The organism is Stenotrophomonas nitritireducens (genome assembly GCF_050984405.1).
Classification (GTDB): Bacteria; Pseudomonadota; Gammaproteobacteria; order Xanthomonadales; family Xanthomonadaceae; genus Stenotrophomonas; species Stenotrophomonas nitritireducens_B.
In genome coordinates this window covers 110,882-125,858 of the sequence record NZ_CP158790.1, presented here as the reverse complement: position 1 = coordinate 125,858, position 14,977 = coordinate 110,882, and the positions used below count along the sequence as shown (strand labels likewise).

At 69.4% G+C, this 14,977-nt stretch carries 12 protein-coding genes; 10 read left to right on the top strand and 2 right to left on the bottom strand.

The features are described 5' to 3' along the window. The first annotated feature begins 9 nt into the window (after window positions 1-9). The 4 genes from ABTV91_RS00595 (at window position 10) to ABTV91_RS00580 (ending at window position 7,625) form a co-directional block, all read left to right on the top strand. The gene (locus ABTV91_RS00595; protein ID WP_433852715.1) at window positions 10-3,723 is read left to right on the top strand and encodes a hypothetical protein; all 3,714 of its coding nucleotides are present in this window, start codon (window positions 10-12) and stop codon (window positions 3,721-3,723) included. Window positions 3,724-3,914: 191 nt separating this feature from the next. After that, complete coding sequence (locus ABTV91_RS00590) at window positions 3,915-5,621, top strand: right-handed parallel beta-helix repeat-containing protein (protein ID WP_433852714.1); 1,707 nt, start codon at window positions 3,915-3,917, stop codon at window positions 5,619-5,621. Between the two features lie 273 nt (window positions 5,622-5,894). After that, window positions 5,895-7,022, top strand: coding sequence for an alpha/beta fold hydrolase (locus ABTV91_RS00585; protein WP_433852713.1), 1,128 nt, complete (start codon window positions 5,895-5,897; stop codon window positions 7,020-7,022). A 252-nt stretch (window positions 7,023-7,274) separates the two neighbouring features. Further along, window positions 7,275-7,625: a hypothetical protein gene (locus tag ABTV91_RS00580; RefSeq protein WP_433852712.1), complete on the top strand. Its 351-nt coding sequence runs from the start codon at window positions 7,275-7,277 to the stop codon at window positions 7,623-7,625. Between the two features lie 49 nt (window positions 7,626-7,674). Here the strand turns inward: ABTV91_RS00580 and ABTV91_RS00575 are convergent, their stop codons facing one another. Continuing rightward, on the bottom strand, window positions 7,675-8,187 hold the full coding sequence (locus tag ABTV91_RS00575) for a hypothetical protein (RefSeq protein WP_433854224.1): 513 nt from the start codon (window positions 8,185-8,187) through the stop codon (window positions 7,675-7,677). Here ABTV91_RS00575 and ABTV91_RS00570 point away from each other — a divergent pair. The 6 genes from ABTV91_RS00570 to bioD all read left to right on the top strand — a co-directional run bounded on the left by ABTV91_RS00570 (window position 8,098) and on the right by bioD (window position 11,959). After that, window positions 8,098-8,307 carry a hypothetical protein gene (locus tag ABTV91_RS00570; protein ID WP_433854228.1) on the top strand — a complete coding sequence of 70 codons (210 nt, stop codon included), beginning with the start codon at window positions 8,098-8,100 and terminating at the stop codon, window positions 8,305-8,307. The genes ABTV91_RS00575 and ABTV91_RS00570 overlap by 90 nt on opposite strands. A gap of 30 nt (window positions 8,308-8,337) precedes the next feature. Further along, on the top strand, window positions 8,338-8,997 hold the full coding sequence (locus ABTV91_RS00565) for a hypothetical protein (protein WP_433852711.1): 660 nt from the start codon (window positions 8,338-8,340) through the stop codon (window positions 8,995-8,997). 79 nt (window positions 8,998-9,076) lie between these two features. Then, a complete protein-coding gene (locus tag ABTV91_RS00560; protein ID WP_433852710.1) occupies window positions 9,077-9,346 on the top strand; it encodes a hypothetical protein in 270 nt (89 codons plus the stop codon). A gap of 91 nt (window positions 9,347-9,437) precedes the next feature. Continuing rightward, window positions 9,438-9,974 carry a DinB family protein gene (locus ABTV91_RS00555; RefSeq protein ID WP_433852709.1) on the top strand — a complete coding sequence of 179 codons (537 nt, stop codon included), beginning with the start codon at window positions 9,438-9,440 and terminating at the stop codon, window positions 9,972-9,974. A 45-nt stretch (window positions 9,975-10,019) separates the two neighbouring features. Beyond that, entirely contained in the window at window positions 10,020-11,312 is a 1,293-nt protein-coding gene (gene bioA / locus ABTV91_RS00550; protein ID WP_433852708.1) for an adenosylmethionine--8-amino-7-oxononanoate transaminase, read from the top strand. Beyond that, window positions 11,309-11,959, top strand: a complete 651-nt coding sequence (gene bioD, locus ABTV91_RS00545; protein ID WP_433852707.1) for a dethiobiotin synthase — start codon at window positions 11,309-11,311, stop codon at window positions 11,957-11,959. Before bioA ends, bioD begins: the two co-directional genes overlap by 4 nt. 510 nt (window positions 11,960-12,469) lie before the next feature. Here bioD and ABTV91_RS00540 read toward each other — a convergent pair. Then, entirely contained in the window at window positions 12,470-14,824 is a 2,355-nt protein-coding gene (locus tag ABTV91_RS00540) for a membrane-bound PQQ-dependent dehydrogenase, glucose/quinate/shikimate family (RefSeq protein ID WP_433852706.1), read from the bottom strand. Window positions 14,825-14,977: the final 153 nt, after the last annotated feature.

Sequence of the window (14,977 nt, the reverse complement as noted above, 5' to 3'; positions counted from 1 at the left end):
GGCCGGCCCATGCACAAGCCCCTGAAGATGAAACTGCTGGACCGCGCCGTGACCGGTGTGCTCGCCGGCATGGCCATGATCGTCACGACCCCGTCTGCGGGTGCGCAGGCCCGGCAGGACGATGCGGATGAAATGGCCGCGTCGGTGCATTGCGGCGATGTGCAGTGCACGGGGGAAGAGGGCTTGCTGTTCCGCCTGCGCACGCGCAGCTACGACAGGCCGGTCACCCGGGATACGGACGCGCGTTCGTCCTCCGAAGCGCTGCAGCCGGATCGCCGGGTCACCGTGGCCGTCGAGCCGCCGGGCAGGGCGAACGTGCTTGGCCGGTTCGCCATCGATCTGCCCGATGGCGGCGTCATCTGGGCGACCGAGGATCCCACCCTGGGGCGGCCGGAGCTTTCGGTCTCCGCGCCTTCGATCGTGGCGTTCGATGGCCGGCGCATCCCCGGGCCGGTGCAGTTCTATGTGCGCAGCAACTACCCGGCGTTCATCCAGCGCCTGGAAATCACCCTGTACCGCGGCAGCGATGGCGACCTGGTCGATCCGGTCGCGCGGATTCCGATGGACGTGGCGGCTGTATCGCAGGGGGAGTGGAACGGCGAACTGCCCGCCGGGTATTCCTTCCGCAAGGGCGACGAACTGGTCTACGTGCTGCGCGCCTACGGGGAGAACGGCGCCTTCGACGAAACCCGCCCACGCACCCTGCAGCTGGTTTCGCCCGGGGACGCCGAACGTGGCGCCGACCTCCTGCGCGACCGCGTCGAGCGGGACAGGGGCGGCGGCCTGACGGCCGACCAGGCGCAGTCGCAGGCGCTGATCGACAGCGTCTTCTCGGGCAATGGCCTGCGCCAGCAGAACATCGCGCTGTATGGTTCGCGCATCCGCATCCAGGGCCGGAACCTGCCGCAGAACGCTTCGCTCACGATCAACGGCGAAGCCTACCCGGTGGATCTGGAGCGGAAGTTCGTGGCCGAGTATCTGGTCCCCGTCGGGCGGCACGAATTCGCCATCGGCGTGGGCAGTACCGACGCAACAGGAAAGGCCGCTCCCGTCCACACGCTGGACGTGGACGTAACTGGCCGCTATTTCTTCGGCGTGGCGCTGGCCGACGTGACCTTCGCGCGCAACCAGGTCGGCGGTTCGACCGGCCCGTTCGCCAACGACGACCGCTACCGGGATGACGTGATCAGCGACGGCAGGCTGGCGTTCTACGGCAAGGCGAAACTGCGTGGAAAGTACCTGCTGACGGCGCAGGCCGATACCACGCAGCGCGACCTGGAGCACCTGTTCAGCGGCTTCACCCAAACCGATCCCCAGGACATTTTCCGGCGCCTCGATCCGGACCTGTACTACCCGGTCCATGGTGACGACTCGACGACCTATCGGGACGTCGACACGATGGGACGCTTTTACCTGCGCATGGACTGGGACAAGAACCAGGCGTTGTGGGGAAATTATTCCACCGGGATGACCGGAACCGAACTCGCCCAGTACCAGCGCTCGCTGTACGGCGCGGCCCTGGACTGGCGTTCCAACGCCACCAACCGCTGGGGCGATGCGGGCACCGAGCTGCGGGTATTCGGTTCCCAGGCGGAAACCGCACCGGGCCACAGCGAGTTCATCGGCACCGGCGGCAGCCTTTACTACCTGCGCCATACCGACCTGCTGCCCGGCTCGGAGGTGGTCACCCTGGAAGTACGCGACCGCACCACCGGCCGCGTCGAGAACCGCATGGTCATGCAGCGCGGTACCGATTACGAGATCGACACGCTGCAGGGGCGCATCCTGCTGACCCGCGCGCTGGCGCAGGTCACGCGGGAGAACATTCCCACGCTCACCCGCGACGCGCCGCTGGACGGCTTCGAGCAGCGCCTGCTGGTGGACTACGAATGGGTGCCCTCCGGCTTCGATGCCGACGACATCGCGGCCGGCCTGCGCGCCAGGCACTGGCTGGGAGACCACGTCGGCGTCGGCGCGACCTACGTGGAAGAAAACCGGTCCGGCGAAGACTATGTGCTGGCCGCCAGCGACCTGACCCTGCAGGCCGGCAAGGGAACCTACCTCAAGGCCGAGTACGCGCAGACCGAGTCCTACGGCGCGCCCGTTTTCTTCTCCGACAACGGTGGCCTCAGCTTCATCCAGCAGAACGACACCGGCCTGTACCGCGAGGGTGAGGCGAAGTCGCTGGAAGGGCGCGTCAACTTCAAGGAGCTGGGCTGGACCGGGCAGGAATGGAGCGCGGGCGCCTGGTGGCGCACTACCAGCGCGGGCTACTCCGTCTCGCGCTACGACACCGGCCTTTCCGTCGTCGAATACGGTGCCGAACTGCAGGGCCAGTTCACCCCGGACCTGGGCCTGTACACGCGTTACACCCGGGCCGAGAGCGGCGCGGACGCGTTGACCCAGGCGCAGGCCACGCTGGAGTGGCGCATCGGCGACGCCGGCACGTTCAGTGCGGAGCTGCGGCACGTGCAACAGGAGGGCGGGGCGCTCGAATCCAGCGGCACCCTGGGCGCGCTGAAGTACCTGCGGCGCGTCGGCAGCACGCTGGAGATGTACGGCGTCGGCCAGTTCACCCTGGACGACGATGGCGGCAGGTACGTCGGCAACGACGCCTTCACGCTGGGCAGCAAATACCTGTTCGGCGACAACTCCAGCGCTGGCGCGGAGGTCACCACGGGCGACCGCGGCGATGCCGCGTCGGTGAACGCGGAATATCGGCTGAGCGCCGAGCACGCGCTGTATGGCGCGTACACCTACTCCACCGATTCGACTGCCTACGAGTCGCCCTTCATGCGCAGCGCGCAGAACGGCTGGACCCTGGGCCAGCGCTGGCGTCTCTCCAACCAGGTCAACCTGTTCAATGAAAGCCAGTTCCTCAAGGAGCCCGACCAGTCCGGGCTCGCGCATACCTACGGCATGGATTTCTACCCGGCGCAGGGCTGGAACCTGGGCTTCACCCTCTCCAAGGCCGAACTGACCACCACGGACGGCGGCGACGTGGAGCGGCGCGCCATCGGCGTATCCGGCGGCCACACCTCGCCCAGTGCCGATTGGACCAGCAAACTGGAGTGGCGCCGCGACAGCGGTGCCGAGCAGCGCGAGCAGTGGGTCAGCACGACCCGCCTGGCCTACCGGATCAACGACAGCTGGCGCATCGCGGCGAGGCTGAACTACGCCGACACCGATGACAAGGCGAACCCCGCGGCGGGCGCGAAGTTCATCGAAGGCAACGTGGGCTTCGCCTACCGCCCGTGGAACAGCCAGCGCTGGGGCCTGTTCGGCCGCTACACCTACCTGTACGACCTGGCCGCCCTGGGGCAACTGGGCGGCGCGGACTACGACCAGCGTTCGCAGATCCTAGCGTTCGAGGGCGTGTACAGGCACGACCAGCACTGGGAGTTTGCCGGCAAGCTGGCGCGTCGCGAAGGCGAGGTCCGCATGGGCCGCGGCATGGGCACCTGGCTGGACGCGGCCACCACCTTCTCCGCCGTGCAGGTCCGCTACGAACTGCGCGCCCAGTGGCATGCGCTTGTGGAGTACCGGCGGCTGGACGTCAGGGACGGGGGTGTCCGGCAGGGCCTGCTCGCCGGCGTGGACCGTGATCTCAACCGGAATTTCCGTATTGGCGTGGGCTACAACTTCACCGAGTTCAGCGATGATCTCACCGACTTCGATTACGACCATCGGGGTTGGTTCCTCAACCTGACCGGACGTTATTGAGATGCGGCCGCTGCGCCTGGAAGCGGTTGCGGTCGCAGTGCGCCGGCGCCAGTGGGTGCGCCTTGATGAAGAGCAGAGCGTGGATGATGGTCATTCGATGGAGAGCACTTATGCGGGACTCTGATACCTCCTGGTCGACCGCGCGGAGTGCGCCTCGGTCTGGACGGTGCCGTCCGGTACGCAGGTTGGCGATGCTGGCCGCGCTGCTATGGGCGAACGCTGCGGCGGCCGCCACCTACACCGTCACCACGCTGGACGACGATGTCGGGACCTGTACCGGCGCCAGCCCGAATTTCAGCTGCACGACCCTGCGCGCGGCCATGGAGGAGGCCAACGCCACGGCGATGGTGAGCGACAGCATCGTGTTCGGTGTCTCCGGCACCATCACGCTGACCTCGACGCTCCCCGATGTGATCGATACGCTGGTGATGGATGGGGGCAATGCCATCACCCTCGCGGCCGGGAACTTCGCCAGCCTGTCCATTTATGGCGAGGATGCCAGGAACAGCCAGATACTGAACATGCGCTTCAGCGGCACGTCCGAACCCGGCAGCACGCTGCTGATCACCGAAGCGCCGTATGTCCTGATCCAGGGAAATACCTTCACGATGGGCTCGACATCGGGCTCGGCCATCCTGGTGCGAAACAGCAACAATGTCACCACGGACCGGAACACGGTTACCGGGGGCGTATACAGCATCAACTACTTCAATGACGAGTACTCGGCCTATCTGGCCGATCCGGCCTACACCGGTACGATCACCAACAACAACGTTGTCGGCGCATCTTCCGGCATCGCGCTTTTCACGGCCAGCAACGTGCTGGTCGACGGCAACACCATCACCAACAGCACCGGCATTGGAATCCGGCTGGGCATGCAGTTCGACGGCCCTTATGGGGCCGGCAACAACCGCATCACCAACAACATCATCACCGGGGGAGGGGGCGCGGGGATATCGGTCACCGGGTACGGTGGCGGGGGGCAGGTCGGCGTGTTCAACAACAACCTGATCCAGGGGAACACCATCTCCGGCAACACCGGTCCGGGCGTGGGTTTTCCAAGCGCCGGCCTGATCCGGATCGAGGGCAACGTCGTAACGGACAACACCATTACCGGAAACCGGGGTGCCGGCGTCAGCGTCACCGGCAACAACGCGGCCGACAACAGCATCCACGCGAATCGGATATGGGACAACGGTGGCCTGGGCATCGACCTGGGGGCGACCGGCGTCACGGCCAACGACCCGGGCGACACCGACACCGGGCCGAATGGGCTGCAGAACTTCCCGGTGGTCGTCAGCGTTTCCGGCAACGCGGTCTCTTTTTTCCTGGACACCACGGCCAACGCCAACGGCCACCGGATCGACTTTTACAACAACCCCGGCGGCCTTGATCCGAGCGGCCATGGCGAAGGCCAGGTCTGGCTGGGTTCGTGCAACGTCACCACCCCGAGCGCCACCGTTCCCAGCACCTGCAGTATTGCGGGCGTGGACCCGGCCACCCTGCGCATGACCGCCACGCGCTGCGCAGACGCGGCGTGCACACTCGGCGCGACATCGGAGTTCAACGGCGCGTCAGCCGATCTGACCATCACCAAGACCAATACGCCGGGGGCCAATGGCGAAGCCGATCAGCCCAATGACATGGTGACCAGCGGCTCGCGCACCACCTACACCATCGTGGTGGGCAACAAGGGGCCGAGCCCGGCGAACAATGCGGTGGCCAGGGACATGCCAGGCGCGGGATTGAGCGATTGTGTCGCAACCTGCACCTCGACCACCGGTGGCGCGGTCTGTCCTGCCGCACCTGCCGATCTGCTGACCACGGCCGGCGTGCGGATTGCGGTACTCCCCGCCGACAGCAGCGTCACGTTCGCGGTCACCTGCAATGTGCTGTAGGCGGTTCCCGGGTGTATTCCGCGAACCGGCGGAAGCGCTGGGCCGGGGTATTGCAGAGCGATGAGCGCCTGCCCGGCAGTGGCTGCGTGATCATCTGCCCGCCATCGCCGGGACCACTGCGGAGATGGATGGAGCCGGCGGCTCTGGATGCCTGGGGCCCGGTCGCGCCCCGGTGTGACGAAAGGGGGGATGACGTTGGGCCTGCTTGATCTGCCTGTCGCGCCGAAGGAGGCTGTCGGCAACGCATATCACGATGCAATGCAGGAGATGGCCATGACCAGGAATCGACCCGGATGGCGCGCGCTGGCTGTGCTGTTGCTGGCCCTGCCGCTGGCGGCGACCGCGCAGGACGCCTGCCCTGACCGCTCCAGCTACGCGCCGGCACGCGGGATCATCGCCGACCTTGGCCGTATCGTCGCGCCCGATGGCGTGCAGGAGGACTACGCGGTGGAGATCGGCGGCATCCAGCAGTGGGTGAACGTACGCGGGCAGGACCGCGACAACCCGCTGCTGCTGTTCGTGCACGGCGGGCCGGCGTCGCCGGTGATCCCCACGCTGTGGCAGTTCCAGCGTCCGCTGGAGGAATACTTCACCGTGGTCAACTACGACCAGCGCGGCGCGGGCAGGACGCTGCTGCTCAATCCGCGGGAGGAGGTGGCCGGCACGCTGCGCATCCAGCGTTACGTGGCCGATGCCATCGAACTGGCCGACTACCTGCGCAGGCGCTACCACAAGCGCAAGGTCGTACTGGTCGGGCACAGCTGGGGCACGGTGGTGGCGATGCAGGCGGCGTTGCAGCGTCCGGACCTGTTCCATGCCTACGTCGGCATCGGCCAGGTGATCGACGTGCGCACCAACGAGCGGGTCAGTTTCGATTACGGACTGCGCACCGCGCGCGAGCGCGGCAATGCCGAGGCGGTGCGTGAGATGGAAGCCATCGCGCCGTACCCGGGCGACACGCCGATCACCCGCGAGCGCATCGTCGTCGCCCGCAAGTGGCCGCAGTACTACGGCGGCCTGAGCGCCTACCGCAGCGAGTCGAACTATTTCTTCCAGGGGCCGCGGCTGTCGCCGGACTACGACGATGCCGCGCGCTGCGCGATCGACGCTGGCAGCGTGTTCACGCTGGGGCGGCTGCTGGACGAGTTCCTGCAGGTCGACTACCGCGGCGTGAAGGAATTCCCGATCCCGGTGCTGATGTTCATGGGGCGCCACGATTACACCACGCCTTCGGAGCCGACCGCGGCCTGGCTGGCGCAGGTGCGCGCGCCCTACAAGCGCGGCGTCTGGTTCGAACATTCGGCGCACATGATGCCGTGGGAAGAACCCGGCAAGACCCTGGTCAGCCTGTTGGAACACGTGCGTCCGCTGGCAGTGCAAGGCGAAGCCGGCAGCCGGTGACCCGCGCGCGGCGCACGCTTCCACTTTGCGGCATGCACCGCGGATTGTGGCCTGCCGTGCCGGGCTATCATCGAGGTCCACCTCGACAGGAAGGAACGGCGCATGGCAGGGATACGGCATGGACGGTTGTTGGCATTGGCGGGCGTGATGGTCGCATTGGCGGCCTGCGGCGCACCGGACCCTGCGCCCGTGGCCGCGGCACCGCCCGCCACGCCAGAGGCGACGGCCGCCGCTGCCGGTCCGTCCGCAGCCGTGGCACATACACCGGCCGGCGCTGGCGCCACGCACGCCTGCATGATCGCCGGCGAATTCCAGCTCCTCGGCCAGGTCATCCGTTCCCGCGACTGCGTGCAGACGGCCGGTGCGACCACCGAGGCGCAGCTGAAGCGCGTATGCGAGGGCCTGGCGCAGACCTCGGCGCAGATGGGCGGCAAGGCCGGCGAGATCACCTACATGGAGGCCTGCCCGGCGCCATCGCAGGGCAGCTGCCAACGCTTGTTCGGCCAGGATCTCGACGGCTACTACTACGAGCGCTCGGCCGAGGACCTGGCCGGCCTGCCGGCCAGCTGCGCGCAGGGCGGCGGTCACTGGAAAACGGAGTGAGGCGATGACGACGGCGCGCCGTCGCCTTGCTGGAGCGTAGCGGCGGGATTCAGCTGCCGGATTCCCAGCCGCGCACGGTGTCGCGCACGAAGTCCGCGTAGCTGCGCGGCGCGTGGCCGAGCAGGTCGGTCAACACGGCGACATCGGCCACGCTGGCCGGCGAGCCGTGTTCCTGGAAGCCGCGGAACATCAGGCGCAGGTCGTAGGCGAAGCCGGCCGGTACGTGGCGCGCCATCTGCGCCTCGAATGCATCCAGGTCGTCGCCGCCATAGGCGATGGTGCGGCCGAGCGCGGCGCTCCAGGTGGCGGTGATGCTTTCGGCGGTCAGGTTGTCCGGGCCGACCACGTCGTGGCAGGCCAGCGGCACGGCGCTGGCCTCGCGGCGCAGCAGTTCGCTGGCCGCCAGTGCGGCGATGTCGCGCGTATCCACGTAAGCCATGCCGCGGTGCCCGACCGGATTCCCGTAGAGGCCATGGTCCAGCGCCGGTTTCTGCCGCAGGTCGTTCTGCATGAAAAACGCGGGCCGGAGAACGGTAGCCGGCAGGTCGAGCCTGCGGATCATGCGCTCGGCGACGACCTTGCAGGCGAAGTGCGGCACGTCCGGGTGCGCATCGCACTGATCGAGCGCGCCTCCGCGCAGGCCGGCGCGGCTTGCAAGCCAAGCGCGCGCGCCGCAGATTGATGCCGTCGCCGCAACCCGTGGAGCCGGCGCATGCGTGGTCTTGATTTCAGTTCCTGGCAGGCCGTGCTCTCGACGTTGCTGGGGTTGATGGTCATCACCCTGGTTGGCGTCGGCATCCGCCTGCTGGTGATGCAGACGCTGCAGCAGCGGCGCAAGCGCGAGAACCGGCAGATCAACGAGCGCCTGCGCACGCTGATCGCCGCCTACAAGACGCTGGGCGGCTCGTTCACCGGCGACCTCGGCGTGGACCCGAAGCATCTGCGCGACCTGCGCGGGCAGGAAGATGCCGGGGCCCTCGCCGCCACGGCCTCCGACCGCTCCCGCCGCATCCGCGACGCCGTGGAGGCGGGGCTGTCGGACATCCTGCTGCTGGGCACCGACGAGCAGGTGCGGCTGGCGGCGCACGCCGCCACCGAGCTGGCGCAGGGCCGCCCTGTGCACACCGATGCGCTGGTGGTGTCGCTGCGCGATTTCATCCGCCAGGCGCTGGACCTGGCGCCGATTCCGCGCGAACTGGCGATTCCACGCCAGGGGCCGACCCGTCCGGCCGGTGGCGCGGCCAAGGGGTGCAAGGAAGAGGGTGACGCCAAGGGCGGCAAGGGCGGGGGCATGGGCGCGATGGGCGGCGGCATGGGCGCCGGCATGGCGCTGGGCGCGCGCGGCGGCGAGGACCACGAACGCGACGCTTGAGATGAACGGCCGCGCCGCGATTGCACCGGCAATCGGCTTCGCGCAAGCTCTGGGCTCCCTCAATCCAGGTGAGCCGCCCATGCAAGACAACATCCTCCAGATCATGCCCGCCGCCGGCTGGGTTGCCGTATTCGACGAGGACGGCGAGGAGAGCGCACAGGGCGTGGTGTGCTTCGCGCTGGTGGAAAGCGCGATGAAGCGCGAGGTGCGGGCGATGGTCGCCGACGGCGCGCAGATCGGCTTCGCCGATGCGCTGCCCAACTTCGTGCGCGTGCAGGAACTGGACGCGTTCGAGGACGACGAAGACGAGGAAGAAGAGGACGAGGACGAGGAAGAAGACGAGGCGTGATCGCCGTTTCCGCCGCCGTTCGCGTTTGCGCGGCAGGCCGGGCCACCGGCCTGCCGTGCTGATGCCGGCCGCTTCCGGCGCGGGACAGCGCATGTTCGACGAAGCCTTCGCCTACAAGCGCTGGGCGATGGAGCGCACACTCGACGCGGTGCGCGCGGTGGATGCGCAGGCCTTCCCCGCCAGCGTCGCGTTCGCGCGGCAACAGCTGAACCACATCGTGATCGTGGAAGAACTGTTCCGCGCGCGCCTGCTGGACGAGGCGCCACCGCATGCGGCCACCAACACGGCCGAAGTGCCGGCGCTCGAGGCGCTGGCCACGCGGCTGCAGGCGTCGGACCAGTGGTATGCCGCCCATCTGGCCGGGCTGGCCCCCGCGCAGTGGGACGAAGTGCTGCGCTTCCGCTTCGCCGATGGCCGCGAGGGCTGCATGACGCGGCGCGAGATCCTGTTCCACGTTCTCAACCATTCCACTTACCACCGCGGCGCCATCGGCCACGCGCTGGACCTGGCGCGGATGCCGCATCCGGCCGACACCTGGACGGTGTTCCTCCACGAAACCCAGCCGCAGCGGCGCGAAGGCATGATGCCCGGCGCGGCCCGGGATGCGGACCCGCAGGCGAAGCGGTAAGGTACGCGCCCGCACGCCGCCGCGCCGGTGGCACGACACACCTACATGCTGACCGATCCATTCGACAGGGAGCACCTCTGGCATCCCTACAGCGCGCTGCGCCATGAGCTGCCGGCGCTGAAGGTGGCGCGCGCCGACGGCGTGCTGCTGGAACTGGCCGACGGCACCCGGCTGATCGACGGCATGGCCTCGTGGTGGTGCGCGATCCACGGCTACAACCATCCGCAGCTGAACCAGGCGGCCATCGACCAGCTCGGGCGCATGTCGCACGTGATGTTCGGCGGGCTCACCCACGAACCGGCCATCGCCCTGGGCAAACAGCTGCTGGCGATGGTGCCGCCGCCGCTGGATGCGATCTTCTACGCCGACTCCGGTTCGGTGTCGGTGGAAGTGGCGCTGAAGATGGCGATCCAGTACCAGGCCGCGCGCGGCCGGCCCGGCCGCCACAACATCGCCACCACGCGCTCGGGCTACCACGGCGACACCTGGAACGCGATGTCGGTCTGCGACCCGGTGACCGGCATGCACGGCCTGTTCGGCGCCGCGCTGCCGTCGCGCCGCTTCGTGCCGGCGCCGGCCACGCCGTTCGACGGCACGTGGGACGCGGCCGACAGCGCGCCGCTCGAACGCCTGTTCGCCGAGCATGGCGACGAGCTGGCCGCCTTCATCATCGAGCCGGTGGTGCAGGGCGCCGGGGGCATGCGCTTCTACCACCCGCAGTATCTGCGCGAACTGGCGCGGCTGTGCCGCGAACACGACGTGCTGCTGATCTGCGACGAGATCGCCACCGGCTTCGGCCGCAGCGGCCGGCTGTTCGCCTGCGAGCATGCCGGCATCGCGCCGGACATCCTGTGCATCGGCAAGGCGCTGACCGGCGGCTACCTGACCCTGGCCGCGACGATCACCCGCCGCGACATCGCCGACACCATCGCCTCCGGCGAGGCCGGCGTGTTCATGCACGGCCCGACCTTCATGGCCAACCCGCTGGCCTGCGCGGTGGCGCTGGCGTCCACGCAGCTGCTGCTGGCGCAGGACTGGCAGGGCAGGGTGCAGCGCATCGAACGCACCCTGCGCGAACGGCTGGCGCCGGCGCGCGCGCTGCCCCGGGTGGCCGACGTGCGCGTGCTCGGCGCCATCGGCGTGATCGAACTGACCGCGCCGCTGCGGCTGGAACGCATCCAGCGGCGCATGCTGGAACAGGGCATCTGGATCCGCCCGTTCGGGCGGCTGGTGTACGTGATGCCGCCGTACGTGATCGACGACGCGCAGCTGCGCCAGCTGTGCGACGGCATGGTCGCGCTGGTGGAAGGGCTGCAGGCGGAGGACGTGCGCGCATGAGCGGCGAGGCGATTTTCGTCAGCGGCATCGACACCGAGATCGGCAAGACGGTGGTGACCGGCTGGCTGGCGCGGCAGTGGATCGAACAGGGCCGCGAGGTGATCACGCAGAAGCTGGTGCAGACCGGCTGCGTGGGCGCGTCGGACGACATCCTGCTGCACCGGCGGCTGATGGGCTGCGGCCTGTTCGACGAGGACCGCGACGGCAGCACCATGCCGGCGCTGTACGCCTACCCGGCCTCGCCGCACCTGGCGGCGCGGCTGGAAGGCCGCGCGCTGGACCTGGACGCCATCGCCGCGGCCACCGCGCGCCTGCGCGCGCGCTACGGCACGGTGCTGGTGGAAGGCGCCGGCGGGCTGATGGTGCCGCTGACCGAACAGCTGCTGACCATCGACTACGTGGCGCGGCAGGGCTGGCCGGTGATCCTGGTCACCTCGGGGCGCCTGGGCAGCATCAACCACACCCTGCTGTCGCTGGAGGCCATCGCCGCGCGCGGCATCGCGCTGCACGGCATCGCCTGGAACAGCCGCGACGACGGCAGCGACGAGGTCATCGCCACCGAAAGCCGCCGCTACCTGCGCGAATGCATGCAGGCCCGTTTCCCGCGGGCGCGCTGGTACGACGTGCCGGTACTGGCGCTGGACTGAGCGTCCGCCCCGTAGGTGCGGGGCTCGCCCCGCACGCTCCTGCCGCGATTCATGGGACAGCCCCATGCCGGGCGAGCCCGGCATCTACGAGGGCGCGCCATGGTTGTTGGCACGGCTTGCCCGCGTCCCGCATCGCATCGTGCGGGTGTCGCTGGATCGGTTGTTCGCGGATCGCGTCGTGCGACAGGAGCGCGATGGGGCCATGACGAGGTCATCGCCACCGAAAGCCGCCGCTGCCTCCGCGAATGGGTGCATGCGCGCTGGTACGACGTGCTGGTACTGGCGCTGGATTGGGCGTTCGCCGTAGGTGCGGGGCTCGCCCCACACCCTCCTGCCGCGATTCATGGGACAGCCCCATGCCGGGCGAGCCCGGCATCTACGAGGCGCGCGGTCCCGCATTGCCCGCGTCGCGCATCGCACCGTGCAGGGCGTCGCTGGGCTGGTTGTTCGCCGATTGCGTCGTGCGGCAGGAGCGCGACGGGACCGCGCCGCCGGCCCTCCCGTTCCTCTTCACTCGTTCCTGCGTCCGCTCCCGTTCCCCAGCCGGTAGGCGAGGACGTAGTCGCCGGGCCGCGTGCCGATCGAGCCGTGGCCGCCGGCCACCAGCAGCACCATCTGCCGGCCCTGGCTGTCCAGGTAGGTCATCGGCGTGGCCTGGCCGCCGGCGGGAATGCGCACGTTCCACAGCACCTTGCCGCTGGCCAGGTCGTAGGCGCGGAAGTTGTCGTCCACCGCCGCGGCCAGGAAGGCGACGCCGCCGGCGGTGAGCAGCGGTCCGCCGATGCCGGGCACGCCCAGGCGTATCGGGACCGGGATGGGCGAGAGATCGCGGATGCTGCCGTTGCGGTATTGATAGGCGACCTTGCCGGTGCGCAGGTCCGCGGCGGCGATGGTGCCCCACGGCGGCACCTGGCAGGGCACGCCCAGCGGCGACAGGAACGGCTTGAGCTCCACCGCGTAGTCGGCGCCCCTGTTCTCGTTCAGGCCGTGCTCGCCGGTGTTCATCGCCTGCCCCTCCTGGAGCTGTGCCTTGGGCACCAGGGTGGAGACGAAGGCCAGGTAGGTCGGCATGCCGAACATCACCTGGCGCTGTGGGTCCACCGCCACGCCGCCCCAGTTGAACGTGCCGAAGTTGCCGGGGTAAACCAGCGAACCGCGCAGCGACGGCGGGGTATAGCGGCCCTCGTAGCGCAGGCGGCGGAACTGGATGCGGCACAGCATCTGGTCGACCAGGCTGGCGCCCCACATGTCGGCCTCGCGCAGCGGCGGCGGCTCGAAGCTGAGCGTCGAGTACGGCTGCCGCGCGGCCACGCTCTGGCAGGGAATCTCGGTGCCCTGCGGTGCGGCGCGTTCGCCGTCCGGCAGCAGCGCGCGCCCGTCGCGGCGGTCGAGCACGTATACGTCGCCCTGCTTGGTCGGTATCACCAGCGCCGGCGTGCGCCCCTGCGGCAGGTCCAGGTCCAGCAGCGACGGCTGCGCCGGCGTATCCATGTCCCATAGATCGTGGTGCACGAACTGGTGCACCCAGCGCAGCTGGCCGCTGGCCAGGTCCAGCGCGACCACGGAAGACGCGTACTTTTCCTCGGCCGGGCTGCGGTACATGCCGAGCTGGTCCGGGGTACGGTTGCCCATCGGGAAGTACGCCAGCCCCAGCGCCTCGTCGGCGCTGGCCACCGCCCAGCTGTTGGGCGAACTGGCGGTGTAGACCTGCGTTGGATCGGCCGGATCCAGCGGCGCGGTGCGCGCCGGGTCGCCCGAATCCCAGTTCCACAGCAGCCTGCCGCTGCGCGCGTCGTAGGCGCGGATCACGCCGGACGGCGAATCCACCGCGTAGTTGTCGTTGACCGCGCCGGCCACGATCACCTTGCCGGCGGCCACCAGCGGCGGCGAGGTCGAGTAGTAATAGCCGGCTTGTTTGAACGGCATGTTGTGGGTCAGGTCGAGCACGCCGTGGTCGGCGAAATCCTCGCAATGGCGGCCGGTGGCCGCATCCAAGGCATGCAGCCTGGCATCGGCGCTGGCCAGGAACACGCGCGTGGCGCAGGCGCTGCCGCCGGCGGCGGCCGGTTCGGCGAACCAGGACAGCCCGCGGCAGCTCTGGTGCTGGCGCTGCGGCTCCATGCCCGCGCCCGGATCGAAACGCCAGCGCACCTTGCCGGTATCCGCGTCCAGCGCCAGCGCCCAGCTGTGCGGCGTGCACAGGTACAGCATGTCGCCGATCTTCAGCGGCGTGGCCTCGTAGGTGGTCTCGCCCACGTCCTGCGGCAGGCGCATGTCGCCGGTGCGCATCTGCCACGCCAGCTGCAGCCGGCCGACGTTGGCCGGAGTGATCTGCGCCAGCGGCGAATAGCGCTGGCCGTAATCGCTGCGGCCGTAAGCGCGCCATTCGCCGGGCGGCGGCGCGTCGTCGCCCAGCCGCGGCGCCGCGGCGACGGCGGCCATCGGCAGGGTGCCGTGGATTTCGTGCAGGTGGCGCGGAATGCCGGCCAGCGCCACCGCCGTCAGCAGCAGCGAGGCCGCCAGCACCGGCCAGCCGGCCGGGCCGGTGTAGCCGCGTGGCGCCGAGCGGCGCGCCGCCGGCAGCGACAGCAGCAGGCCGAGCAGCACCGGTACGCCCAGCCGGGTCGCCAGCGGCCACCAGTACAGCCCGGCTTCCCACAGCGACCAGGCCAGCAGCACCAGCAGCCACGCCGCGTACAGCCAGCTCGCCCAGCGGCGGTGTCGCCACAGGCCCCAGGCCACCCACAGCAGCACCAGCCCGCTGGGCAGGTAGAACGCGCTGCCGCGCAGCGCCAGCAGCCAGCCACCGCCGACGGCCAGCGCCAGGCCGAACAGCACGATCAGGCACAGAGTCAACACGCGCATGGCGCACCCGCATGCCACGGAAAGTGCGGCCATGGTGCGCGCGGCGATGTCTGCGCCGCGTCACGCGCCGGTGGGGCGCAGGCGCCCGCCGCTGGCATGCGGCGCGCGCCGCGGAGGCCTGAAAAACGGCAGGACAGCCGTTTTCACGGCGAA